The organism is Pseudomonas sp. LBUM1661 (genome assembly GCF_059695925.1).
Window position 1 is genome coordinate 4,810,347 of sequence record NZ_CP166794.1, and the last position, 26,749, is coordinate 4,837,095.

Annotated in this window: 4 protein-coding genes; 1 reads left to right on the top strand and 3 read right to left on the bottom strand. The window is 63.1% G+C overall.

Translation table 11 applies throughout. The annotated features are described in order from the left end of the window. The first annotated feature begins 150 nt into the window (after positions 1–150). Entirely contained in the window at positions 151–2,628 is a 2,478-nt protein-coding gene (locus tag ACA057_RS22080; protein WP_497342315.1) for a TonB-dependent siderophore receptor, read from the top strand. Positions 2,629–2,712: 84 nt separating this feature from the next. Here ACA057_RS22080 and ACA057_RS22085 read toward each other — a convergent pair whose 3' ends face one another. The 3 genes from ACA057_RS22085 to ACA057_RS22095 all read right to left on the bottom strand — a co-directional run bounded on the left by ACA057_RS22085 (position 2,713) and on the right by ACA057_RS22095 (position 26,694). Then, positions 2,713–3,669, bottom strand: coding sequence for an alpha/beta hydrolase (locus ACA057_RS22085; RefSeq protein ID WP_497342316.1), 957 nt, complete (start codon positions 3,667–3,669; stop codon positions 2,713–2,715). A 163-nt stretch (positions 3,670–3,832) separates the two neighbouring features. Then, entirely contained in the window at positions 3,833–15,709 is an 11,877-nt protein-coding gene (locus ACA057_RS22090) for an amino acid adenylation domain-containing protein (protein ID WP_497342318.1), read from the bottom strand. Continuing rightward, a complete protein-coding gene (locus ACA057_RS22095) occupies positions 15,709–26,694 on the bottom strand; it encodes an amino acid adenylation domain-containing protein (RefSeq protein WP_497342320.1) in 10,986 nt (3,661 codons plus the stop codon). The genes ACA057_RS22090 and ACA057_RS22095 overlap by 1 nt, the downstream gene beginning before the upstream one ends. Positions 26,695–26,749: the final 55 nt, after the last annotated feature.

Sequence of the window (26,749 nt, forward strand, 5' to 3'; positions counted from 1 at the left end):
TCCTACAAAAAGCGACCACTTCTGCTGCTTCCATTATTTATGAATTTTATTTTCCCGGTTTCTTTCCGGTTTCTCGTTCGTGCCGCGTCTAATAATCATTCTTATTAACAAAAACTCTGCACACCCCTTTTTCAGGAGCTCAGGTAAGTAATGCGACCTCAAACACGCCGCACACCTCTCGCGCTGGCTGTACAGCGCCCGACTTTGCATCGCACCCTGTTCACCAGCGTACTGCTGACCGCCACCTTGCTGGGGAGCTCGATGGCCAATGCTGCACCGGTAAAAGTGAATATTCCTGTTCAGGCGCTTTCCAACGCGTTGACCGAACTGGGTATGCAGACCAACCTGCAAATTCTGTACAGCCCGGACCAGGTGGCCGGGATCAAGTCCCGCGCGGTGTCCGGTTCCCTGGAACCGTCCGACGCCCTCAAGGCCCTGCTGCAAGGCACCGGCATTTCGTTCCAGATCAACGGCAATAGCGTGACGCTGGTGTCCGGCGGCGGTTCGAGCCTGCAACTGGGCGCGACCACCATTTCCGGCCAGGCCCTGGGCCTGACCACCGAAGACACCGGCGCCTACACCACTGGCGCCACCACCACCGCGACCAAGCTGCCGTTGACCATTCGTGAAACCCCGCAGTCGGTGACCGTGGTCACTCGTCAGCAGATGGACGATCGCGGCGTCACCAGCGTTGCCGACGCATTGCGCAACACCCCCGGCGTGACGACGCAGAAGTACGACAGTGACCGTACCGAGTTTTCCGCCCGCGGCTTTGCCATCACCAACTTTCAGTACGATGGCGTCAACATTCCCTACGACGGCGTGTACGGTGAAAACCCGAACAACAGCGACGACGCCGCCAGCCTCGACCACATCGAAGTCATCAAGGGCTCTACCGGCCTGATGACCGGCGCCGGTGACCCGTCCGCCACGGTCAACCTGATCCGCAAGAAGCCGACCAAGGACTTCAAGGCGTCGGTCAGCGCCACCGCCGGCTCCTGGGACAACTACCGCACCGAAGGCGACATCTCCGGCTCCTTGAACGATACCGGCAGCGTGCGCGGCCGCTTCGTCGGCGCCTTGCAGGACAAAGATTCGTACATTGACCACTACAGCCAGAAGAAAGACCTGTACTACGGCATCCTCGAAGCTGACCTGACCGACGATACCCTGTTGACCGTGGGCGTCGACAAGTCCAGTGCCACCCCGCGCGGCAGTTCCTGGACCGGTAACTCGCCGTACTTCGCCGACGGCGGCCGCACCGACTTCACGCGCAGCTTCAACCCGGGTGCCGACTGGAGCCGTCGTGATTTCGACAGCGTCACCTACTTCGCGTCGTTGGAACAAGCACTGGCCAATGGCTGGAAATTCAAGGCCAGCTTCGATCAGAAAACCACCGATCACGACACCCAACTGGCCTCGGCCAGCGGCAACTACCCGGACCGCGCTACCGGCGAAGGCATGTTCTTTTACTGGGGTCGCTGGGAAGGTCATCGCGTGCAGAACACGGCAGACGTCAACGTCTCCGGCCCGTTCAGCCTGGGCGGTCGCGAGCATGAACTGGTGGCAGGTTTCATGACCTCCCACTCCCGTCAGACCGGCGCGACCTACGACTCCACCGCCTTCGGTGAGGTGACGGGCAACATCTTCGACTGGGAAGGCCACCTGGCGAAACAGGACTTCCCGAAAAACGGCAAGTACGAGCGCACCCAGAGCCAGAACGGCGCTTACCTGGCCACGCGCCTGCGTCCGACCGACGACCTGTCGTTCATCCTCGGTGGCCGTGTCAGCACCTACAAGTACAACGAGGATTACTCCTACTATCCGGGCACCGGCGTCGCCGACACCCACGCCAGCTACAAGGAACACGGCGTCGTCACGCCTTATGCCGGCGTGGTCTACGACCTGGACGATACGTACTCGGTCTACGCCAGCTACACCAGCATCTACCAGCCACAAATCTACAAGGACGCCAGCGGCAAGACCCTGGAGCCGGTTGAAGGCAACAGCTACGAGACCGGCCTGAAAGCGGCCTACTTCGAAGGCAAACTGAACGCCAGCCTGGCTTTCTTCCGCATCGACCAGGACAACGTCGCCCAGTACGTCACCACCAACGTCGACGACGGCCAGGACGTCTACAAAGCCATCTCCGGCGCCACCACCCAGGGTGTGGAACTGGAAATGGCCGGTGAGTTGGCGCAAGACTGGAACCTGTCGGCCGGCTACACCTACGCCCGTACGCGTGACGATGACCACCAGCGCATCTTCGGTTTCCCGCTGGCCACCAGCAAACCGGAGCACGTGGTGCGTACCTTCACCACCTACCGCTTGCCCGGCGCGCTGGACCAGTTCACCGTCGGTGGCGGTGTCAGCTGGCAGAGCGCTTTCTACGGCCAGAGTTACAGCCCGAACGTGGGCGGCGGCGAAGGCGGCAGCACCATGCTCAAGCAAGGTGGCTACACCCTCGTGGACCTGATGACCCGCTACCAGTACGACGAACACCTGAGCTTCACCGCCAACGCGTACAACGTCTTCGACAAGAAGTACCTGACGGGCCTGGGCAACTTCGGCACCACGTTCTACGGCGAGCCGCGCAACTTCCAGCTCACTGCGAAGTACGATTTCTGAGCGCCAGGCTGAAATGAAAAATGCCCGTGTCGTGAGATGCGGGCATTTTTTTTGATCGTTCCCACTCCGCGTGGGAACGATCATTCAAAGCCGCGAACGCACCCACCCCGCCACTTCCGCGTGAATCCCCGCCACTTCGCCAAGCAACCCACCCATGCGCATAAAGTCATGGGTCATGCCCGGCTGTTCCAGCAATGTCACGTCATTACCGGCACCACGCAAGCGCTCGACATAGGCCAGCCCTTCGTCATGCAACGGATCATGCCCGGCCAGGTACACCAGCGCCGGGGCCACGCCGGAAAGATCCTGTGCCAGCAACGGCGAGCAGCGCCAATCGGCCAGGTCCGCTGGCGTGCGCCCGTAATGAGCATAAAACCAATCCAGCGTCGGCGTCTCCAGCAGATAGCCTTCGGCAAAATCCCGGTGCGAGGCACGTTTTGTCGTGGCGTCCGTCACCGGGTACACCAGCAATTGCGCCTTGGGCTTCAACGCCAGTTCCTCAGGTTCACGCACCGCCATGATCGACAACACAGTGGCCAATGTCGCACCAACGCTATCACCGGCCACCGCCACCCGAGTCGCGTCCAGACCACGCACCGCGCCCTCACGCATCAGCCAGTTGCCGGCATCGCAGGCATCCTGCACCGGCGTCGGGAAACGCCACTCCGGCGCCAGGCGATAATCCACCGTCAACAAGGCAAAACCACCCTGGGCCGCCAGCCGCCGACACAGCGCATCATGGGAATCCAGGCTGCCCACCACGTAGCCGCCGCCATGGAAATACAGCACCACCGGTTGCAACCCGGCGACCGCATTCCCGTCGCGATACACCCTTGCCGACAAGCTATGGCCATCCCGCGCGGGAATGGTGAAGTCCTCACAGACAACGCTGTCCAGCGGCACATCGAGAAACCCCGAGGACGCTTCGAAATCGATCCGCGCCTGTTGCGGAGTCTGTTCGTGCATCGCACGGCTTTTACCGGTCAGGCGGCCGAACTCGGCGAGTTCGAGGAAAGCTTCAAGTTCTGGCAACACAGCCATGGGACGAATCCTTTTACACAAAGAGGTCAAAAGTCGGACAGTACAAAAAATTCGAATCCAGTAAAGAACCTGTGGGAGCGAGCCTGCTCGCGAAGGCGGCGTGTCAGCAACATGAATGCCGTCTGACACTCCCTCTTCGCGAGCAGGCTCGCTCCCACAGGGGTTATGCGATAGCGGGCCTGCGCTCCAACAGCCGCTCCAGCTCATCGAGCAACTCGTCACCGCGCAGCAACTCGTAATGCCCACCCGCCAACAAGCGATCAATACCCTGGCTGCCGACCTGCGCCTCGAACACCCGGCGCTCATCGTCGCGCCCGGCCACCCACCAGCGATGTGCCGCGACCTGAACCTTCGGCAGTTGTCGATGGGCCAACGCCAATTGCTTGAGCGATGAGCCCGTGGCGAAGATCTGCGTGAGTTCGCCCGAGCCCAACGCCGCATGACCATTGGAACCGTGCATGGCGGCCTCGATCACGGCGGCGGCACCCTCGCGTTCATTCAAGTCAGCGGCTTTCAGCGCGATCAGCGCTTGAGCCTCATCGGCCGGCAGCCCCAGTACAAACTTCAAAAAGTCCCCCAGATCCTCACGCCAATCCCCCGCTTCCGCCGTACCCGCCACATAACTGTCGACCAACCCGGCAAACGCGACGGTCTCACCCTGAAGTTCCAGTTCATGCGCGACCAATTGCGTCAGCGCGCCACCCAATGACCAACCCAGCAAGTAATACGGACCATCAGCCTGCTGCGCGCGAATCCGTTGCGCATAGGCCTGGGCCATCGCCAGCAACGACGCATCCTGCCAGTGCGGATCGAGCAGCAACCGGCATTGCAAACCGTACACCGTGCGCCGGCCTTCCAGACGCCGCGCCAGCGGTTCGTAGTCGAACACCGTGCCGAAACCGGCGTGCAGGCAGAACAGCGCCGGCACGCTTGGAATCCGCGCATTCAGCGCCAATAACGGGTCCGGAGCTTTCGCAGGCTCGGCCGCCTGATAACCGCTGAGTTCGGCAATGCACGGTTTCTGCATCAAATCCCGCAGCTTCAATTCGAAGCCCAGTTGCGGCTGGCTGCGTACCCGCGAGATGACTTTGAGCACCTGCAACGAGTCGCCACCGAGTTCGAAGAAGTTGTCGTCGATGCCCACTTGCGGCACGCCGAGCACCTCTTGCCAGATCGCCGTCAGCGCCGTTTCCAGTGCGTTGCGTGGCGCGCGATAACCGCCGAGCGCCCATTCAGGTTCCGGCAGTGCGCGGCGATCAAGCTTGCCGTTGGCCGACAGCGGGAAGCGCTCCAGCACCATGATCCGCGCCGGCACCATGTAGTCCGGCAGTTGCGCTTGCAGTTCAGCCTTGAGCCGGCGATCCAGTCCGGTCGTACCCGCCGCCACCACATAACCGACCAATTGCTTGCCGGTCGGCGTGTCGTGCACCACCACGGCCGCATCCTGCACGCCAACGCAATCGCGCAGACGCGCTTCGATTTCGCCCAGCTCAATGCGGAAACCACGGATCTTCACTTGCTGGTCAAGACGCCCCAAGTAGTCGATCAACCCGCACTCACGCTGGCGCACCAGGTCGCCGGTGCGGTACATGCGACCACCGGCCTCGAACGGATCGGGAATGAAGCGCTCGGCACTCATGCCCGGACGCTGGTGATAACCACGGGCCAGGCATTCACCGCCCAGGTACAGCTCACCGCTGACACCGACCGGCAACGGATTGAGGTCGGCATCCAGCACGTACAACCCACGCCCGGCCACACCACGACCAATCGGCGCATAGGCCGCGTCGCAGGTTTCGCTGATTTCGGCACGCCACAACAGCGGCGTGACCACGGTTTCGGTCGGGCCGTAACCGTTGACCAGACGCTGCGGACGCAAGGCGCGTTTGACCTGCTCGAAACTGGCCTCCGGTACCGCGTCACCGCCAAAGCAATACACCTCGACCGCCGGCGGACTGCCCAGACGCTCCGCCACTTCGGCCATTTGTTGCAGATACGCCGGCGGGAAGCAGGCCACGGTGACGTTGTGGCGATGCAGCACATCCAGGGTTTGTTCGGGCGTCCACAGGCTGTCATCGCGAATCACCAGGCTGCCGCCAGCCAACATCACACTCAACCAGCGCTCCTGAGCACCGTCGAAGGCAAACGACATGAAGTGCAACTCGCGGCTGCGGGGTGCCAGTTCGTAGAGGTCGATGATGCCGCGGCAATGCCGGGCAATCGGTCCGCGGGCCACGGCCACGCCTTTCGGCTGGCCGGTGGAACCGGAGGTGTAGATCAGGTACGCGAGGTGCCCCGGCAGCGGATTGGAAACCGGGCACTCGACACCGTGATCACTGGATAGCTGATCGAGCAACAAGCGTGGCGGGCTGTCAGCCAGGGTCAATCGCTCGCCCAGATCGCTGTCGCACAGCAACAGGCTGGCCGCCGAATCGTTGAGCATGTAGGCCAGCCGTTCGGCCGGGTACGCGAGGTCCAGCGGCAAATACGCCGCGCCGGCTTTCAGGACCGCGAGGAAGGCAACGATGGTGCGCTCGGAACGCGGCAACGCGACCGCCACCAGACTTTCCGCGCCGATACCGCGACTGATCAATTGCTGCGCCAGCCCATTGGCCTGTGCCTCAAGCTCGGCATAACTCACTTGCCGATCCTCACAGAACAAAGCGATTTTCTGCGGCTGCATGCGCACATGCTGATTAAACGCATGCAGCAAATCGGCGCTTTCGGTAGACGCTTGCGGCAGGCTGATAAGCGCCTCCGGCAAACCGATGTTGCCGAGCAGGCACGTCGCATCCTCAGGCAACGTACGTAGCAAACCTTCCAGCTGCGCACGAATCCGCTGCACTTCCACGTCACTGAAACGATCACGCAGGAACAGGTATTCAACTTCCAGTCCTTCCTCGTTGGCGCTGACCATCAAGTCCATCGGGAAGTTGGTCACCCCGCCGCTGCCGACTTCGGCAAAGCGCAGTTCACCTTCCTCGCCCCCTTTCAAGGCACGGTCCACCGGATGGTTTTCAAACACGATGATGCTGTCGAACAAGCCCTGGCCACCCTGCCCGGCCCAGCGCTGAATGTCCGACAGCGGCGTGTGTTCGTAGTCGCGGACCATCAGGTTGTAATCCTGCAAGTCGCGCAACCACTCGCCCAACGGTCGTTGCGGATCAAGCGTCTGGATCACCGGCAAGGTGTTGATGAACAGGCCGAGCATATCCTGGGCACCGGCCAACCCGGTCGGGCGCCCCGCCACCGTGGCGCCGAACGCGACGCTGCGTTGGCCGCTGTGGCGTTGCAACAGCAGCAGCCACGCGCCTTGCACCAGCGTGTTCAACGTCACGCGCTGACGCTTGGCGAAGCTGTGCAGTTTGCGCGTCGCCTCGGCGTCAAGGTTGCTGTACATCACGCCGTGACCGGAGCCCGCCGCACCCGAAGCCTTGGCCAGAATGGTCGGTTCTTCAAGCAAGGCCAGGCGCTCACGCCAGAAACCTTCGGCCTGCGCGCCGTCCTGCCGTTGCAGCCAGGCGATGTAATCGGCATAACGACCGGTCAGGGTCGGCAGGCTTTCGTGGTGGTACAGGCGCAGCATGTCGCCCAACAACCGCGAGGCGCTCCAACCGTCGAGCAACAGGTGATGGTAAATCCAGATCATCTGGTAACGGTCGTCACCCAGGCGCACCAGGATGAAACGCATCAACGGCGGGCAACTGAGGTCGAAGCCCTTGGCCTGCTCCGCCGCCGCCAATTCGCTCAGCGCCTGTTCGGTGTCGGAGCGGTCGCGCCAGTCGAGTTCTTCGATCGGCAACTCGACGTCGGCGAACACCGCTTGCAGCGGATCGGCCAAACCATCGCGCCAGCGGAACGCCGCGCGCAGCACTTCATGACGCTCGACCAGGGTTCGCCAAGCGGCGCGGAAACGCGGCACCTGCAAGCCATCCACCGCTACGCTCAACTGGTTGACGTAGGGGTTGAGCTCCGGCGAATCGAGGCAATGGAACAGCATGCCTTGCTGCATCGGCGACAGCGGATACAAGTCTTGCAGACCTTCGCGGGCGGCGATGTCGATGTGCGGCACCAAAGCAAAAGCCTCAAGTTTTGGCGCTTCGATCAACGCGTCTTCACGGCTGCTGGCGACGGCAGCCAAGGCACGGATGGTTTGCTGCTCGAACAGTTGCTTCGGACTGAACACCAGCCCGCGCTGCCCGGCACGACTTACCGCTTGCAACGAGATAATCGAGTCACCGCCCAGTTCGAAGAAGTTCTCGGTGACGCCCACCGACTCCAGTCCCAGCAATTCTTGCCAGATCTCCACCAGCAGCGCTTCCGCCGGAGACGCGGCAGCGACTTGTTCGTGGTTCTGCCGGGTGGCTTCAGGCGCCGGCAAGCCTTGACGATCAAGCTTGCCGTTCGGCGTCAGCGGCAATGCGGCCAGGCACATCAAGTGCGCCGGCAGCATGTGCGCCGGGAGACGGCTGCGCAGGTGCAACGTCAACGCTTCACGCAAATCCTGTTCGTCGGCGAGCGGATCGCGCGGCACCACGTAGCCGACCAACTGGCGGCTCACCGGGCCATCGCGGTCAATGACAAAGGCTTCACGCACGCCTTCATGCTCCAGCAGGCAGGCTTCGATTTCGCCGAGCTCGATACGGAAGCCGCGAATCTTCACTTGCTGGTCGATACGGCCGAGGTATTCAACCACGCCATCGGCACGGAACCGCGCAAGGTCGCCACTGCGATACAAGCGGCCACCGGGCACAAACGGGTCCGGCACGAAACGTTCAGCGGTCAGGTCCGGACGTTGATGGTAACCCCGCGCAACGCCCTCGCCGCCCAGGTACAACTCACCCGCCACGCCAACCGGCAACGGCTGCAAGCCGCCGTCCAGGATATAGGCGCTGCGGTTGCCGACCGGGCGACCAATCGGCATGAACGCCGAGTCGAACTCGGTATCCGGATACGCCAGCCAGATCAGCGGCGTGATCACCGTTTCGGTCGGGCCATAGCCATTGATCAGGCGCTTCGGTTGCAACACCTGCTGGACTTCATCGAACGCATGCTTGGCCATGCCTTCACCGCACGGCGTGTAGGAACGGATCGGCAGATCACGCCCCGCTTCGCCCATGAAATCGGCGATCTGCACCAGGTAGCTCGGGGTGAAGCAGGCGATGGTGATGCCGTGCTTTTCGATCTCGGCGCAAGTGCGCTCCACGCTCCACAACTCGTCGTCACGCGGCATCACTGCTGAACCGAACACCAGCGGCGTCAGCCAGCGTTCGTGGGCGCCGTCGAAGCTGATCGAGGCGAATTGCAGTTCGCGGTCGTCCGGGGTCATGCCGTACAACTCGCCGATCGACAGGCAATGCATGGCCAGCGGACCGTGGGCCACGCTGACGCCTTTTGGCCGCCCGGTGGAGCCCGAGGTGTAAATCAGGTACGCGAGGTTTTCAGCGCAGGTCAGGTTGACCGGGGTGGTGTCGGCCATGAAGTCCAGCGGTTCACGGTCCACTTCCAGCACCGCCAAGCCTTCGGGCAATGGCAGTTTTTCCCGCAGCCACGATTGGCTGAGCAGCAGCGAAATCCCGCTGTCCTCCATCAGATAGCGCAGGCGTTCCGCCGGGTACGCCGGGTCCAGCGGCACGTAGGCGCCGCCGGCCTTGAGGATCGCCAACAAGCCAATGATCATGTCCGGCGAACGCTGCATCGCCAGGCCGACCCGCACTTCCGGGCCGATGCCCAGTGCGCGCAGGTGATGGGCCAAACGGTTGGCGCGACGGTTGAGTTGGTCGAAGCTGAGTTCCAGGTCGTTGAAGATCAGCGCCGTGGCGTCCGGTCGGGCGACTGCCTGGGCCTCGATCAACTGGTGCACGCACAGCGGGTTTTCCGTCACGCTGAACGGCGGGTTCCATTCCAGCAATTGCTGCGCACGCTCCGGCGCGGTCAGCAGGTCCAGTTCACTCAGTGCAACGTGTGGCGCGGCGACCATCGCCGCCAGCAGCGCAGCCAGATGCTCGCTCATGCGGGCAATCGCTTCGCCGCTGAAGTGGGCGCACTGGTAGCTCCAGTTCAGGCTCAACTGAGTTTCAGCGGTGGCCGCCAGGGTCAACGGAAAATTGGTGCGTTCATGGTTCTGCGGGATTGAGAAGCTCAACCCGGCCGGCGCACCGTGTTGCAACGCCTCGGCCACCGGGAAGTTTTCGAACACCAGCAGGGTGTCGAACAGCGGCTCGCCGGCACGTCCGGCCCAACGCTGAATGTCACCCAACGCCGTGAACTCATGCTCACGCAATTCCAGGTTTTGCGCCTGCAATCGGGCCAGCCATTGGCCGACGCTTTCGACCGCGTCCGGGCTGCTGATCACCGGCAAGGTGTTGATGAACAGGCCGAGCTGGCTTTCAGCCCCCGGCAAATCCACCGGACGCCCGGCCACGGTCGCGCCGAACGCGACGCTGCGTTGGCCGCTGTAGCGTTGCAGCAGCAGGGCCCAGGCACCTTGCACCAAGGTGTTGAGGGTGACTTTTTGCTGACGGGCAAACTCGCTGAAGCGTTGGCTGGTGGCGACATCGAAGGTCTGGCGATGGTCGGCAAACTCGGTGCTCGACAGGTTTTGGCTGGCACCATGGGCCAGGCTCTGCGCTAACAGGGTCGGGTTGTCGAGGGTCGCCAGTTGCTCGCGCCAGAACAGCTCGTCAGCCTGCGCATCCTGACGTTGCAGCCAACCGATGTAATCGGCGAAACGCCCGGTCGGCGCCTGCACGTCCTGTCCGGCATAACGCTGCAGGACTTCGCTCAACAGCAGCGAATGACTCCAGCCGTCGAGCAACAGGTGATGGTGGGTGTAGATCAGTTGCTGACGCTCATCGTCGAGGCGCACCAGGGTCAAGCGCATCAACGGCGCTTGAGTCGAATCGAGTTGCAGGCGCTCGCTGTCGATCAACTGCGCCAGCGCTTCAGCCTGATCGCTACGATCACGCCAATCGAGGCAGGTCAGCGGCAAATTCAGATGACGATGGACCAATTGCAGCGGTGCTTCGAAGCCATCCGGGAAGTGAAAACTGCTGCGCAGGATTGGATGGGTGTCGAGTACTGCTTGCCACGCGCGACCCAGCCGTTCGGCATCGAGCCCGCGAGCTTCGACGCTGAGTTGGTTTACGTACGCGCCGGATTCGGACTCGTACAAACTGTGGAACAGCAAACCGGCCTGCATCGGCGACAGCGGATACAGGTCCTCGATCTGCGCCGGCGGTACCGCCAGACCATCGAGTTGCGCCTGAGTCAGACGCGCCAACGGGAAGTCCGCCGGGGTCACGCCGCCCGCGCCATCGCTCAGGCAATGGGCGATCAGCGCCAGCAACTCGCGTTGGTAATCGGCGGCCAGTGCTTCGATCTCGCGCAAGTCGAAGCATTCGCGGCTGAAGGTCCAGTCGAGTTTCAGCTCGCCGCCATAGACCTGGCCGTCCACTGACAGCCAGTTTGGCAACGGTGCGTCCGCCGATTGCGCGGCACCGCTGGACTCAACTGCTGGAGTGAACAGTGAATCCTCGGCAAAGCTCTGGTCGAACTGGCCGAGGTAGTTGAAGGTCACGCGAGCTTGCGGCAATGCAGCCAACGCCGCTTGGGTCGAGGCATCGCCCATGTAGCGCAACAGGCCGTAGCCCAGGCCTTTGCCGGGGATTTCGCGCAGTTGCTGTTTGACCGCCTTGATCGAACCGGCGAGGTCGGCGGTCGGTGTCAGGCGCACCGGGAACAGGCTGGAGAACCAGCCGACGGTGCGGGTCAGGTCGATGTCGTCGAACAGCTCTTCGCGCCCGTGGCCTTCGAGTTGAATCAGCGCCGAATCGTGTCCGGTCCAGCGGCTGAGGGTGCGGGCCAGTGCGGTCAGCAGCAAATCGTTGACCTGCGTGCGGTAGATCGCCGGCGCCTGTTGCAGCAATTGCCGGGTTTGCTCGCGGTCCAGACCGATGCTCACGCCTTGGCGCAGATGCCCGGCCTGACTGGCCTCGGCATTGGCTGCTGGCAGCGAATCATTGGCGAGGCTCAGTTGCGCCTGCCACCAGTTCAGTTCGCCGGCAGCGGTTTCGGACCGGGCATAAGCGTCGAGTTTCTCGGCCCACGCTTGGAAAGAACTGGTCTTCGGCGGCAGCTCTTGTCCTTGATAAGCAGCCTGCAAATCTTCCAGCAACACTCGCCAGGACACACCGTCCACGGCGAGGTGGTGGATGACCAACAGCAACCGCTGCGAGCCATCGGCCTGAGCGATCAATGCCACACGCAGCAACGGACCGTCTTGCAGACTCAGACTGCGCTGCGCCTCATCGCACACCGATTCCAGCGAGGCAGCGCTGGCCACGCGCGCGGTCCAGAGCATGTCAATCACGTCAGCGCTGTCGGCCCCGACATACCGCGCCGACCACTCTGTGGGAGCGAGCCTGCTCGCGATAGGGTCAGCACAGGCACCATTGATGTTGTTTGCTCCCGCGTCATCGCGAGCAGGCTCGCTCCCACAGGGATCTTGCAGGGATTGCGGTGTCTCGCCGACCTGGCTGAAGCGCAAACGCAGCGCATCGTGCTGCTTGAGCAAACGTTGCAGCGCCGCTTGCAGACGTGGCAATTCGAGGGTTTCACGCGGCACCAGCAGCACCGCCTGGTTCCAGTGCGCACGCTGCGGAATCGGCTCGTCGAAGAACCAGCGTTGAATCGGCGTGAGTTTCTGCACTCCGTCCACCGGCCCTTGTTGCGCCAGCGGCGCGGCCTGTTCTTTCACTACGGCGGCTAATGCTTGCAAAGTCTGCTGCTGGAACAGGTCGCGCGGTTGCAGGCTCAGACCGGCACGCCGCGCACGGCTGACCACCTGAATCGAAATGATCGAATCGCCGCCCAGTTCGAAGAAATTATCCTGACGCCCGACCTGTTCCACGCCCAACACGTCTTGCCAGATCTGCGCCAGCACCTGCTCGTGTTCGCTGCGTGGCGCTTCGAAAGCGCGCTGACTGATGTGTGCGGTCGGCGCGGGCAGGCGTTTGCGGTCGAGTTTGCCGTTTGGGCTTAGCGGCATTTGTTCGATCAGCACGGTCTGCGCCGGCACCATGTAATCCGGCAGGCTGGCGAGCAAATGGCTTTTCAGGGTTTCACGCCACACGCCTTGTTGCCCGGCATCGACGTCCAACAGGGCGCGGTCCTGCGGCACGATGTACGCGACCAATTGCTTGCCGCTCGGGCCATCCAGGGCCAGCACCACGGCTTCCTGCACGTCGGCATGCTCTTGCAGGCGCGCTTCGATTTCGCCCAGTTCGATGCGCAAACCGCGAATCTTCACTTGGTGGTCGATGCGACCGCAGTAGTCAATGGCACCGTCGGCGCGATAGCGCGCCAGGTCACCGGTGCGGTACAGGCGCTCGCCGCTGCCGAACGGGTCGACCACGAAACGCTCGGCAGTCAGCGCACCACGGCGGTGATAACCACGGGCCAGGCCGACGCCGCCGAGGTACAACTCGCCCACCGCACCCAGCGGCAACGGTTGCAGTTCGCTGTCGAGGATGCAGGTGCGCAGGTTGGCGATCGGGCGGCCGATCGGCACGCTGTCGCGGCCTTCTTCGACGCAGGTCCAATGGGTCACGTCGATGGCCGCTTCGGTCGGGCCATAGAGGTTGTAGAGATGGGCTTGCGGCAGACTGCGCAAGGTCTGGCGTTGCAGTTCCATCGGCAGCGCTTCACCGCTGCAAATGATCCGTTGCAACGATGTGCATGCGAGCGCCTCGTCGGCGGCGATGAACGCCGAAAGCATCGACGGCACAAAGTGCAGCGTGGTGATCGCCTGTTCCACGATCAACGCAGCCAAACGCTGCGGATCGCGATGCTCGCCAGGCGCTGCGATGACCAGCGTGGCGCCCTTCATCAGCGGCCAGAAAAACTCCCACACCGACACGTCGAAACTGAACGGCGTTTTTTGCAGCACGCGGTCGCTCGGCAGCAAGTTGTAGGCTTGCTGCATCCACTCCAGACGGTTGTGCAGCGCCACATGGCGGTTGCCCGCGCCTTTCGGTTTGCCGGTGGAGCCGGAGGTGTAAATCACATAGGCGAGGTTTTCTGCGACTGCCAGGTTGGGCAGATCAGTCCCCGGCAGATCACTCAACCAATCGGCTTCGGCGTGCAGGCACAAGGTGCGCACGTTATCCGGGGTCGGCAGTTGCGCCAGCAGGTGTTCCTGGGTCAGCAACAGCGAAATGCCACTGTCTTCGATCATGTAGCTCAGGCGGTCAACGGGATACTCCGGGTCCAGCGGCACATAGGCGCCGCCCGCCTTGAGAATCGCCAACAGGCCGACGACCATTTCAATCGAACGGTCGCAGGCAATCCCCACCAGCACTTCCGGGCCGACACCTTGAGCGCGCAAGTGATGGGCCAGACGGTTGGCGCGCAGGTTCAACTCGGCGTAACTCAAGGACTGCCCCTGGAACACCAGCGCAGTCGCCTCACCGTTTTCAATCACGCGCTCTTCGAAATGCCGCTGTACGCAGACGTCGCCCGGATAGGCCTGAGCGGTGTCGTTGAGGTCGTCAAGAATGCGCAGGCGCTCGTCGGCATCCAGCAGCGGCAATTCGGCGAGCGGGCATTGCGGATTCGCCAGCACCCCGGCCAGCAAGTTGCGCCAATGTCGAGCGAGGTGCTCGATACGCTCGGCGTCGAACAGGTCGGTGGCGTAAGTCAGGCTGGCGAACAACTGGTCGCCCTCTTCCTGAGTGTCCAGTTGCAGGTCGAATTGCGTGGTGTGCGCCGTGGCATTCAACGCTTCAACGCGCAGGCCTGCAAGCAAGCCACTGACCGCCGCCGGTTTGGTTTGCTGGTGGTTGAACATCACCTGGAACAGCGGGCTGTGGCTCAGGCTGCGTTCACCTTGCAGCGCCTGCACCAGCCGCTCGAACGGCAAGTCTTGATAACCCTGGGCATCCAGCGACGCGGCGCGGGTCTGGTCGAGCAACCGGCTAAACGGCAGACGTCCATCGAGCTCGGCGCGCATCACCTGAGTGTTGACGAAGAAGCCGATCAGACCTTTGGTTTCCGCGCGATTGCGGTTGGCAATAGGCACCCCGATGCGCAGGTCGGACTGGCCGCTGTAGCGATAGAGCAAAGCCTGGAAGCTCGCCAGCAACAGCATGAACGGCGTGACGCCATGCTGTTTGGCCAGGGTCATCAGGCCGCTGGCCAGTTTTGCATCAAGGGCGAAATCCAGCCGCGCACCGCGCTGGCTCGGTTGCGCCGGGCGCGGACGGTCGGTGGGCAATTCGAGCAGCGGTTGTTCGCTGCCCAGCGTGTCACGCCACCAGTTGAGTTGACGTTCCAGCTCGCCCGCTTCCATCCAGCGGCGTTGCCACAAGGCGTAGTCGCAATACTGAATCGGCAACGCTTCCAGCGCCTCGCTCTGTCCTTGGCAATGCGCGGCGTAGAGCCGGGAAAACTCCTCGACCAACACGCCCATCGACCAGCCATCGGTGACGATGTGGTGCAAGGTCAGCAACAACACATGGTCGTCGGCATCGAGCTGCAACAGGCTGACCCGCAACAGCGGACCATGTTGCAGATCGAACGGGCGAGCGATGTCCTGCTCGACGGTTTTCATCGCGAGATCGAGGCGCTGATCCTGAGGCTCGGCACGCAGGTCGACCTGCTCAATCGGCAACGACGTGAATTCGGCCAATGTCTGCAGCACCTGACCGTCGTCCTCGACGAAACGGCTGCGCAAACTCTGATGACGCTCCAGCAGCCCATCAAAACTCTGCTGCAACGCCGCGACATTCAGCGGCCCGTGCAAACGCAGGGCGGCCGGAATGTTGTACGCGCAACTCTGCGGATCAAGCTGCCAGAGGAACCATTGGCGCTGCTGCGCATACGACAGTTCGAAGCTCGCTTGCGGCTCGGCGGCGGGCGGAATCGGCAGTTGGCCAAAGCTCACGCCCTGCTCTTGCATGCGTTGCAGAAACTCGCGGCGCTTGTCAGCCGGCAGGCCGGCGAAGCGGCTGGCGATACGCTGGGCAGTGGTGTGTTCCATCAGTTGATCTCCATCTCGTCGAGAAGCGACTCAAGCGCATCAAGACGTGCATCGTTGTCAGCCGGGGCGTGTTGCCCGGCCATGGCGGCATAAGCCTGAAGGTCGGAGGATTCGAACAGCGCGCGCAGCGGCAGCTCGATGCCCAGTTCCAGTTCCACGCGGGCACTCGCCTGGGCGGCGAGCAATGAATGCCCGCCCAATTCGAAAAAGTTGTCGCGCCGGCCGATCTGCGCCACGCCCAGCACGTCGGCCCAGATGACTGCCAGTTGCCGTTCAAGATCGCCCTCGGGGGCTTCGAACGGTCGTTGCCAGTCCTCGGCATCGGGCAGCGGCAAGGCCTTGCGGTCGAGCTTGCCGTTGCCGGTCAATGGCAAGGCATCCAGCAGCAGCCAGTGGCTCGGCACCATGTAATCCGGCAGATCGACCTTGAGTGCGGCGCGCAGGTGGTCGCGCCAGGCAATCGGGTCGTGCGGGGTTTGTTCGGCGACGACGTAGGCGCACAACTGCGGACCGCCCTCGCTGGAATGCACGCTCAACACCGCTTGGCGCACGCCCGGTTGAGCCAGCAACGCGGCTTCGATTTCGCCCAGTTCGATGCGGAAGCCGCGGATCTTCACTTGCTGGTCGATTCGTCCGAGGTAATCGATGCTGCCGTCGGCACGTTGGCGTGCCAGGTCGCCGCTGCGATAGAGACGCTGTGACGCCTCGAACGGGCTCGGCACAAAGCGCTCGGCGGTCAGGCCGAATCGCCCGTGATAACCACGCGCCAGCCCGGCGCCCGCGATGTACAACTCGCCCGCCACGCCCACCGGCACCGGTTGCAACTGGTTGTCGAGCAAGTACCAGCGCAGGTCGCGGATCGGCAAGCCGATCGGGCTTTGGGCCTTGCCGTCGAGATCGGCCAGGCGGATGGCGCGGTAGGTCACGTGCACGGTGGTTTCGGTGATGCCGTACATGTTGACCAACGTGGGTTGCTGGTCACCGAAGCGTTCGAACCATGGACGCAGGCTCGCAACTTCCAAGGCTTCGCCACCGAAGATCACCTGACGCAATGCCAGATTTTTTTCGCTGGCGCAGGCAATCGGCAACAACTGACGAAACGCGCTCGGGGTCTGGTTCAACACCGTCACGCCTTCATCACAGAGCAAGCGGTGAAACGCTTGCGGCTCGCGGCTGATGTCATACGGCACGATCACCAGGCGCCCGCCGGTGCACAGCGAACCAAACAGCTCCCACACCGAGAAGTCGAACGCGTAGGAGTGGAACAACGTCCAGACATCGTCCGGGCCGAAGTTGAACTCAGCCGCTGTCGCGCTCAGCAAACGCCCGACGTTGCCATGGCTGAGCAAGGCGCCTTTCGGCCGACCGGTTGAGCCGGAGGTGTAGATCACGTACGCGAGGTTGTCCGGGGTCGCCAGCGCTGGCAGGTTGTCGGCGCTGTAGGCGTCCAGTTGCAACGACTCCAGGCTCAGCACTTGCACGCCATCGCGGGCCGGTAAACCGTCGATCAAGTGTTGTTGGGTCAGCAGCAACGTGATGCCGCTGTCTTCGATCATGTAGCTCAGGCGTTCGGCCGGGTATTGCGGGTCCAGCGGCACGTAGGCGCCGCCCGCCTTGAGAATCGCCAGCAAGCCAACCACCAGCGGCATTGCCCTCTCGGTGGCGATGCCGACCCGCACCTCGGGGCCGACGCCCTGCTCGCGCAGTTTGCGCGCCAGTCGGTTGGCCTGAGCGTTGAGCGCGGCGTAGGTCAGTTGCTCGCCTTCGCAGACCAGCGCAATGCTGTTCGGCTGTTGAGCGGCTTGAAGCTCGAACAACTGATGCAGGGTTGGCGATGGCGCTTGCGCCTCGAACGCCGGGTTCCAATGCTCGATCAGCGCAGCCTTTTGCGGCGCTCGCAGCAACGGCAATTCAGCGACCCGCTGCTGTGGATCTTCGACCACGGCGCGCAGCAGGTTCAGCCATTGTTCGGCGAGGCGCTGCATGGACGCTGCGTCGTACAGGTCCGTGGCGTAAGTCAGACTGGCGTCGAGTGCTTCGCTCTGTTCCTGAGTGTCGAGCACCAGATCGAACTGGGTGGTGTGTTGCTGCCAGTGCAGACGCTCGACCTGCATGTCCGCCACGGCGCGCTCAACGCGGGTGCCCAACTGCTGTTGATGGTTGTAGAGCACCTGGAACAACGGGCTGTGATTGAGACTGCGGTCGGGTTGCAAGGCATCGACCAATTGCTCGAACGGCAAGTCCTGATGGGCCTGTGCAGCCAATGCCACTTGTTTGACCTGTTGCAGCAAGGCACTGAACGGTTGCTGCCCGTCGATCTCGGCACGCAGCACTTGGGTATTGATGAAGAAGCCGATCAGGCCTTCGGTTTCAATCCGCGAACGGCCGGCGCTCGGCACACCAACGCTGATGCTCGACTGCCCGCTCTGGCGCTGCAGCAAGGTCTGGAAACTCGCCAGCAACAGCATGAACAGCGTCACCTGTTGTTCCTGGGCACGCTGACGCAAACCGGCCAGCAACGCGCGATCAACGTTCAGCGCCAGGCTGGCCCCGCGCTCGGTGCGACGGGCAGGGCGGGTCAGTTCACTGGGCAATTCAAGCGGGGTTTGGCTGCCCGCCAGTTGTTCGCGCCACCACGTCAGTTGACGCGCGCCCTCCCCGGCCTCCAGCCAGTCGCGCTGCCAGCGGGCGTAGTCGCTGTAGTTCACCGGCAGAGTGACAAGGTTCGCCGCGTTGCCATCGACGGCAGCCTGATACAACGCGCTGAACTCATCGACCATCACCTGCATCGACCAGCCATCGGCGGCGATGTGGTGCACGGTGAGCACCAGCACATGGTCGTTGGCGCTGACTTGCAGCAGCAACACACGCCACAACGGGCCATTGCGCAGGTCGAACGGCCGAGCGATTTCTTCGGCCACGGCGCTGTTGATCGACGACTCGTCGACTGGCCGTTCGCTCAATTGCAACGGCATTTCTGCGTGGACCAGCGGACGCGCCTGCTGGCCATCCTGTTCGAAGGTTGTGCGCAGGGTTTCGTGACGGGCCTGCAACCGGGCGAAGGCTTCACGCAAGGCTTCGCGGTTCAGCGGACCTTTGAGGCGCAGCGCGGCGGGAATGTTGTACGCCGAACTCTGTGGGTCCAGCTGCCAGAGAATCCACTGACGCTGCTGGGCGTAGGACAGAACTCGCGGTTGATCAACCGCCGCCCGTTGCAGCAGCGGTTGGCCGCTGACCTTCGCCAGCGTTGCACGTTCGGCAAATGCCGCCAGGTTCGCGGCGGAAAACAGGCTGCTCACGGACAGTTCAAGGTGCAGTTGCTGACGCACGCGGGAGATCACCTGAAGCACCCGCAACGAATGCCCGCCCAGCTCAAAGAAGTTGTCGTCGCGCCCTACTGGCTCAAGCTGCAGCACTTCCTGCCAGATCAGCGCCAGCTGCGTTTCCAGCCCCTCGGCCGGCGCCACGAATGCACGTTGAGCATCGATGGCTTCAGCACGCGGCAAGGCCTTGCGGTCAAGTTTGCCGTTATTGTTGAGCGGCAGTTTGGCCAGCAGAACCAGATGGCTCGGCACCATGTATTCCGGCAGTGACTGACGCAGTACGGCCTTGAGTCCTTCCACATAATCAGCCTGAGAAACCACCGCGCCGCTGGCCACGACGTACGCCACCAGTTGCGTCCCGTCCTGAGCGATGACAGCCGCGTCACGCACTTCCTCCCGCGCTTGCAGGCAGGCTTCGATCTCGCCCATCTCGATGCGGAAACCGCGAATCTTCACTTGATGATCGATACGGCCAACGTATTCCAGATCGCCGTCGGCGTTATAACGCGCCAGATCACCACTGCGATACAACCGCGCGCCCGGCTCACGGGCAAACGGGTCCGGCAGGAAGCGTTCGGCGGTCAGCGCCGGGCGATCGAAATAACTGTGCGCCAGGCTGGCCGGGGCGCCGATGCACAGTTCACCGACGCCACCGTTTGGCAGCAGTTGACCGGCCGAGTCCAGCACATACAACGCGCGGCCCGCGATGGCACGCCCGATCGGGATGCCAAACGCGTCGCTGGCATCGATCAATTGGCACTCATGAACGCTGGACACCACCGTCGCTTCAGTCGGCCCGTAGGTGTTGAGCAAACGCACGTGGCTCAACCCGGCTTGATGCCACAAACGCAGGCCTTCGACCGACATCGCTTCGCCGCCGACGTGAACCTGGCGCAAATGGCCCAGGCTACCCACGGCGCCGCTGGCACATTCACGGGCCAGCAAGTACCAGTAGGCAGCCGGCAAGTCCGCCACGGTCACGCCTTGAGCGACGATTTCGGCGGCCAGTCGCCCGGCATCCCACAGCTCATCACCACGCATGACCAGCGCCGCACCGACGCACAGCGCCGGGAAGCATTGCTCGACAAAGCCATCGAAACTGAACGTCGCGAACTGCAACACGCGGTCGGACGCCGACAGCCGCGAATAGTCGGCGGCGGTCTGGCAGAACTCGCGCAGGGCGGCATGGGCGATGGCCACGCCTTTGGGCTGGCCGGTCGAGCCGGAGGTGTAGATGACGTAGGCCAGGTCCTCGGCGACCGCGTGGTTTTGAGGATCGTGGTCGGGATAGCCGAGCGACGCGTCCAGGCTTAACAGACACAGTTCCACTGGCAGCGGCAAATCGTCCAGCAGACCGGTTTCGCACAGCAGCACGTTGAGGCGGCTGTCGTCGATCATGTAGCTCAGGCGTTCAGTCGGGTAGTTCGGGTCCAGCGGCACATAGGCCGCACCGCTTTTCAGTACCGCCAACAGGCTGACGATCAACTGCGGACCACGCCGCACGGCAAGGCCGACGCGCTTGCCGGGCCCGGCACCGTTGTCGATCAGCCGATGGGCCAGACGGTTGGCCTGGGCGTTCAACTGGCCGTAGCTCAAGGTCTGACCGCCGACCTGCAATGCCAGTGCATGCGGAGTGACGGCAGCCTGAGCGGCAATTTGCTCGTGCACCAACTGCGTTGTGGATAGCTCCACCGTGGCCGCTTGACTGATCGCAAGCACTGCGTTTTTGCCGTCGACATCAAGCAGTTCCAGCGAACCTAACGCCGCGTTCGGCAGCGCCACCAATTGCATCAGCAGATGCTGCAGATTCGCCGACAACTCAGCGACCTGAGCCGCACTGAACCGCGCCGCGTCGTAGTTGAACTCCAGGCTCAAGCCTTCGCCCAATTCAATGCCCAGGGTCAGCGGATAGTGAGTACGCTCGTGGTTGTGCAGGTTGGCGAACGACAGCCCCGCCGGCGCGCCTTGCTTCAGCGCTTCGGCCACCGGGAAGTTTTCGAACACCAGCAGGCTGTCGAACAGCGCCGAACCCTGCTGCCCCGCCCACCCTTGAATGTCGTAAAGCGGCACGTGCTCGAACTCGCGCATGGCCAGGTTCAGGCCTTGCAACTCGCCCAGCCACTGACTGACGGTTTGATCCGGCTTCATCGCGCAGACCAGCGGCAGCGTGTTGATGAACAGCCCGAGCTGCTCTTCGATCCCCGGCAGCGGCGCCGAACGCCCGGCCACCGTGGCGCCAAACACCACGCAATCCTGGCCGGTGTAGCGTTGCAGCAACAGGCTCCAGGCCGCTTGCAGCACGGTGTTGAGGGTGACTTTCTGCTGGCGGGCGAACTCGGCCAGACGCTGGGTTGCGCCGGTGTCGAGGGCGACGCGATACTCTTCGGTGCCTTCGCCGCCAACCGGTGGCCTCAAGGCTTCGGCCAGTAGCGTTGGTGCTTCGAGCGGTGCCAAGGCGGCTTTCCAAAATTGCTCGCCAGCCACTGCCGATTGCTGCTGCAACCAGCCCAGGTAGTCGCGATAGTGCCCCGACGACGCCGGCAGCGACTGCCGGTTGGCGTAGTGCTGGATCACCTCGGCGAGCAACTGCGCGTTGCTCCAGCCGTCCATCAAAATGTGGTGGCTGGTGTAGATCAGGTGCCAGTCATCAGCGCCGGTACGGACCAGCTTCAAACGGAACAGCGGCGCGGTGCCCAGCTGGAAACCCTGGGCGCGTTCGGCGTCGGCCAGCGCATCGGTATCGGTCGCTTCAAGCACTTCAAGCGGCAACGCCACCTGACGCACAATCGCTTGATGCGCGGTGTCGAGCCCCTGCCAGTGGAAGCTGCTGCGCAGAATGTCGTGACGCTCGACAGCCGCTTGCCAGGCTTCAGCAAATCGCAAAGGATCGAGCCCCTGGATGTCCAGGCGCAACTGGCTGATGTAGGCACCCACTTCCGGTTCGTACAGGGTATGGAACAGCATGCCCTGCTGCATCGGCGACAGTGGGTAAAGGTCTTCGAGGGTCGAGACGGCGACCGGCAATGCATCGAGTTGCGCCTGATCAATCCGCGCCAACGGGAAATCCGACGGTGTCGCTTGCGGTGCTTCAAGGGCGCAGCAATGCTCGATCAGCGCCTTCAATTCTTGCGCGTAGTCGTCGACCAGACGCTGGATGGTGGCGGTGTCGAACATCTCACGGCTGAAGCCCCAGCTCAGGGACAACTCGCCACCGTAGACCTGGCCTTCGACGGTCAGCCAGTTGCCCAGCGGCGCCGATGGGTCCTGCGCCACGCCGTTGCCTTCAGTGGACGGGACGAACAGCGCGGCGTCGTCGAATTGCCGGTCAAACTGCCCCAGATAATTGAAGGTGATGCGCGGTTGCGGTAGCGCGGCCAGTTCGGCACGAATCGCCGGGCTGCCGAGGTAGCGCAGGGCGCCGTAGCCCAGGCCTTTGTCCGGCACGGCGCGCAGTTGTTCCTTGATGGTTTTGATCGACGCGCCGAGGTCGCTCGCCGGGATCAGGTTGACCGGGAACAGGCTGGTGAACCAGCCGACGCTGCGGGTCAGGTCGATGTCGTCGAACAGGTCTTCGCGGCCATGACCTTCCAGCTGAATCAGCGTGCTGCCCTGCCCGCTCCAGCGGCAAACCGCCCGGGCCAGCGCGGTCAGCAGCAGGTCGTTGACCTGGGTGCGATAGGCCGCCGGGGCTTGTTGCAGCAGTTTGCGGGTGTGTTCGATGTCGAGTTTGAGCTCGAGTTTCTGCTCGAAGCGGTTTTCCAGTGCGCCGTTCGGGCGGTCGCATGGCAGGTCGTTCGGTGCTTCACACAGTTGGGTCTGCCAGTGACCGAGGCTGTTTTCGAAGGTTGGCAGATGATCCTGCAGACGTGCGACCCAGCGCTGATAGGTGCTGGTTTTCGCCATCGCCACCACGTTGCCGCCGCTGTAGAACTGCTGAAGATCGTCCAGCAGTACCCGCCAGGAAACACCGTCCACCGCCAGGTGATGAATGACCAGCAGCAGGCGTTGGGTGCCGTCGGCCATTGTCACCAGCAGCGCGCGCATCAACGGACCGTTTTGCAGATCGAGGCTGCGTTGGGCTTCGTCGCACAGGGCGTTGAGCGCTTCGACCGATTGCGCCTGACGCTGCCACACCACCGATTCAGTGGTCGGCGCCGCGTAGGCTTGCTGCCAGCCTTCGGACGTCTGTACGTATCGCAGACGCAAGCTGTCGTGCTGGGTCAGTAACTTGATCAACGCCTGATCCAGCGCCTCGACATTCAACGCCTCGCGCGGCACCAACAGCAGCGACTGGTTCCAGTGCTGACGCTCAGGAATGGCGTGTTCGAAAAACCACTGCTGCACCGGCGCCAGCGCCACCGCGCCAACCGCCGGACCTTGGTCGATCAGTTGTTGCTCACCGCTGCGGGCGGCTTGCGCCAGGCTGCGGATGGTCTGGTGCTGGAACAGGTCTTTCGGGCTCAACACGATCCCGGCCTGACGCGCACGGCTGACCACTTGCATGGACACGATGGAATCGCCGCCCAACTCGAAGAAGTTGTCTTCCAGGCCGACGTTGTCGATGGCCAACACGTCCTGCCAGATCACTGCCAGGGATTTCTCCAGGGCGTTGCGTGGTGCGACGTGTTCGCGTGGTTGTTGCGTGCCGTCGATGGCCGGCAACGCCTTGCGGTCGAGCTTGCCGTTGGGGGTCAGCGGCAGGTGATCGAGGAACAGCAGAAACGCCGGGACCATGTAATCCGGCAAGTGCTGACGCAGTGCCGCTTTCAGGGATTCACGCAGACGCGCTTGAGTGTCGATATCGTCCAGCAGCGCCGAATCGCTCGGCACGATGTAGGCGGCCAGTTGCTGGCCGTTGACGCCGTCCTGCGCCAGCACCGCCAGTTCGCGCACGGCGTCCTGCTGCAACAGCCGCGCTTCGATTTCACCCAGTTCGATGCGCAAGCCACGGACCTTGACCTGATGGTCGATGCGCCCGACGTATTGCAGCGTGCCGTCGGCCTGATAACGGGTCAGGTCACCGGTGCGGTACAGGCGTTCGCCGTTGCTGGCGAACGGGTTCGGCACGTATTTTTCGGCGGTCAGGCTGGGGCGCGCCAAGTAGCCACGCGTGATGCCGGCACCGCTCAGGTACAGCTCGGCGGACACGCCTTGCGGCACGGGTTGCAGATCGGCGTCCAGCACATAACTGGCGGTGTGCTTGAGCGGACGGCCGATGTTGGCGCGGCCACCGGCCTCGCGCCGGGTCCAGGTCGAATAGGTGGTGTCTTCCGACGGGCCGTACAGATCGTAGACGTGCTCGACGGTCGATTGCTGATACAGCGCGTCCACCAGGCTTTGCTTCAGCGGCTCACCGGCGAGGTTGATGATGCGCACGCTCGGCGGGATCTGCCCGTCACGCTGCAACGCATTGATCGCCGACGGCACGGTGTTGATCAGGCGCACCTGATCCCGGGCCGGCAGCTGCGGCAACTCCAGGGCATTGCGGGCGATGATCACCGAGCCGCCGTTGGCCAGGGTGACAAACAGCTCCCACACCGACAGGTCGAAACACACCGAGGTCGAGGCCAGCACGCCCTGGATGTCGTCGCGGCTGTAGACCGATTTCGACCAGTCGATCAGCGCCAGCACGTTGCGATGGGTGATGGCCACGCCTTTGGGCTTGCCGGTGGAACCGGAGGTGTAGATCACGTAGGCCAGGTTATCCGGCGTGACGCGGGTGACCGGGGCGCTGCTCGGGTAAGCGGCCAGCGCGATGTTGTCCATCAGCAACACTTGGGTGTCGGCCGACACGCTCAATGTCGCCGCCACAGCTTGCTCGGTCAGCAGCACCAGGGCGCGGCTGTCTTCCAGCATGTAGGCGACGCGTTCGGCCGGGTAATCCGGGTCCAGCGGCACGTAGGCGCCACCGGCCTTGAGCACCGCGAGCAATGCCACCAGCAGTTGCTCGGAACGCGGCATCGCCACGCCGACGCGGACTTCCGGGCCTACGCCCAGTTCGATCAGCTTGTGCGCCAGGCGATTGGCCTGGTTGTCGAGTTCTCGGTAAGTCAGCTGTTGAGTGGCGAAGGTCACCGCCCTTGCATCCGGGATCGCGGCGACTTGTCGGGCAATCAGCTCATGGATGCACAGGTTTTGAGGGAAGCTTTCACCGGCACGATTCCAGTCATGGACGATGCGCTGATACTCGGTTTTTTCCAGCAGCGGCAAATCACTGATGCGTTGCTGTGAATCGCCGACCATGCCGTGCAGCAGGTGCGTCCAGTGCTGCGCCATGCGCGCGATGGTGACGGCGTCGAACAGGTCGTTGGCGTAGGTCAGCGCGGCGTGCAGTTTGCCGCCCTTCTCGTAGGTGTCGAGGGTCAGGTCGAACTGGGTGGTACGCCCTTCCCACTCGATCACGCCCAGCGCCAGGCCCGATGCGGTGGTCACGGTGGAAATGTCCGCGACTTGCGGCTGGTGGTTGTACATCACCTGGAACAGCGGCGTGTGGCTGAGGCTGCGTTCGAGTTTCAGCGCTTCGACCAGGCGTTCGAACGGCAAGTCCTGATGAGCTTGTGCGCCGAGGGCGGTTTCCTTGATCGCGCGCAGCAGATCGTCGACGCGGGTCTGGCCATCGAGCTGGGTGCGCAGCACCTGGGTGTTGACGAAGAAGCCGATCAGTCCTTCGATTTCCGTACGGTTGCGGTTGGCGATCGGCACGCCGACGCGCAGGTCGGTCTGCCCGGTGTAGCGGTGCAGCAGCACGTTGAACGCACCGAGCAACAGCATGAATAAGGTGATGTTGTGCTTCTGCGCGGTGGTGCGCAGTTGCTCGGCCAGCTGCGCGTCGACGGCGAATTCGTAACGGGTGCCGCGATAGCTCGGCATCGCCGGGCGCGGGTGATCGGTGGGCAGTTCCAGCACCGGATGCTCGGCGCCCAGTTGCGCTTGCCAGTAGTCGAGTTGCCGCGCCTGCTCGCCGGCCTCCAGCCAACGGCGCTGCCACAGTGCATAGTCTCTGTACTGGATCGGCAAGGGCGCGAGTTGCGGTTGTGCATCGGTGTCAAAAGCGTCGTAGCAACGGATGAATTCGTCGATCAGCACGTTCATCGACCAGCCATCGGACACGATGTGGTGCAGGGTCAGCAGGAGGACGTGTTGCTGCTCGGCGAGCTTGAGCACGGTGACGCGCAGCAGCGGGCCGGTTTGCAGGTCGAACGGCTGCACCGATTGTTGCTCGGCCGCTGAGGCGATTGCCAGCTCGCGCTCCGGGGCCGGCAATGCGCTGAAATCCACATGCTCGATCACCAGCGGTGCCGAGGCCGGCACTTGCAGCAAGGTGTCGTCGGCCTGGCGCTGGAACACGGTGCGCAGCGTTTCGTGACGTGCCACGAGGCTGGCGAAGGCCTGTTCCAGCGCTGGCAGGTTCAGACGCCCGGTCAGCCGCACCGCGCCCGGCAGGTTATATGCGCCGCTTTGCGGGTCCAGCTGCCAGAGAAACCACATGCGTTGCTGGGCGTACGACAGCGCCTGGCGATCCTCGGCGTCGACGCCGGCGGGAATCGGAAAACGGGCGAAATCCACGCCCTCCTTGTGCAAGGCCGCAAGGAACATCTGGCGCTTTTCCAGGGGCAACCCGATAAACCGGCGAGCAAGTTTCAAGGAGTCTTCAGCATTCATTTCTTAGCATCCGGATCGTTGGCAGGAAGCACAAAGGCACGTCGTCCCTATAAAA

Excerpts from the sequence above, each read along its gene's own strand:
- ACA057_RS22080 (WP_497342315.1), top strand. The coding sequence starts at position 151 with ATGCGACCTCAAACACGCCGCACACCTCTCGCGCTGGCTGTACAGCGC.
- ACA057_RS22085 (WP_497342316.1), bottom strand. The coding sequence starts at position 3,669 with ATGGCTGTGTTGCCAGAACTTGAAGCTTTCCTCGAACTCGCCGAGTTC.
- ACA057_RS22090 (WP_497342318.1), bottom strand. The coding sequence starts at position 15,709 with ATGGAACACACCACTGCCCAGCGTATCGCCAGCCGCTTCGCCGGCCTG.
- ACA057_RS22095 (WP_497342320.1), bottom strand. The coding sequence starts at position 26,694 with ATGAATGCTGAAGACTCCTTGAAACTTGCTCGCCGGTTTATCGGGTTG.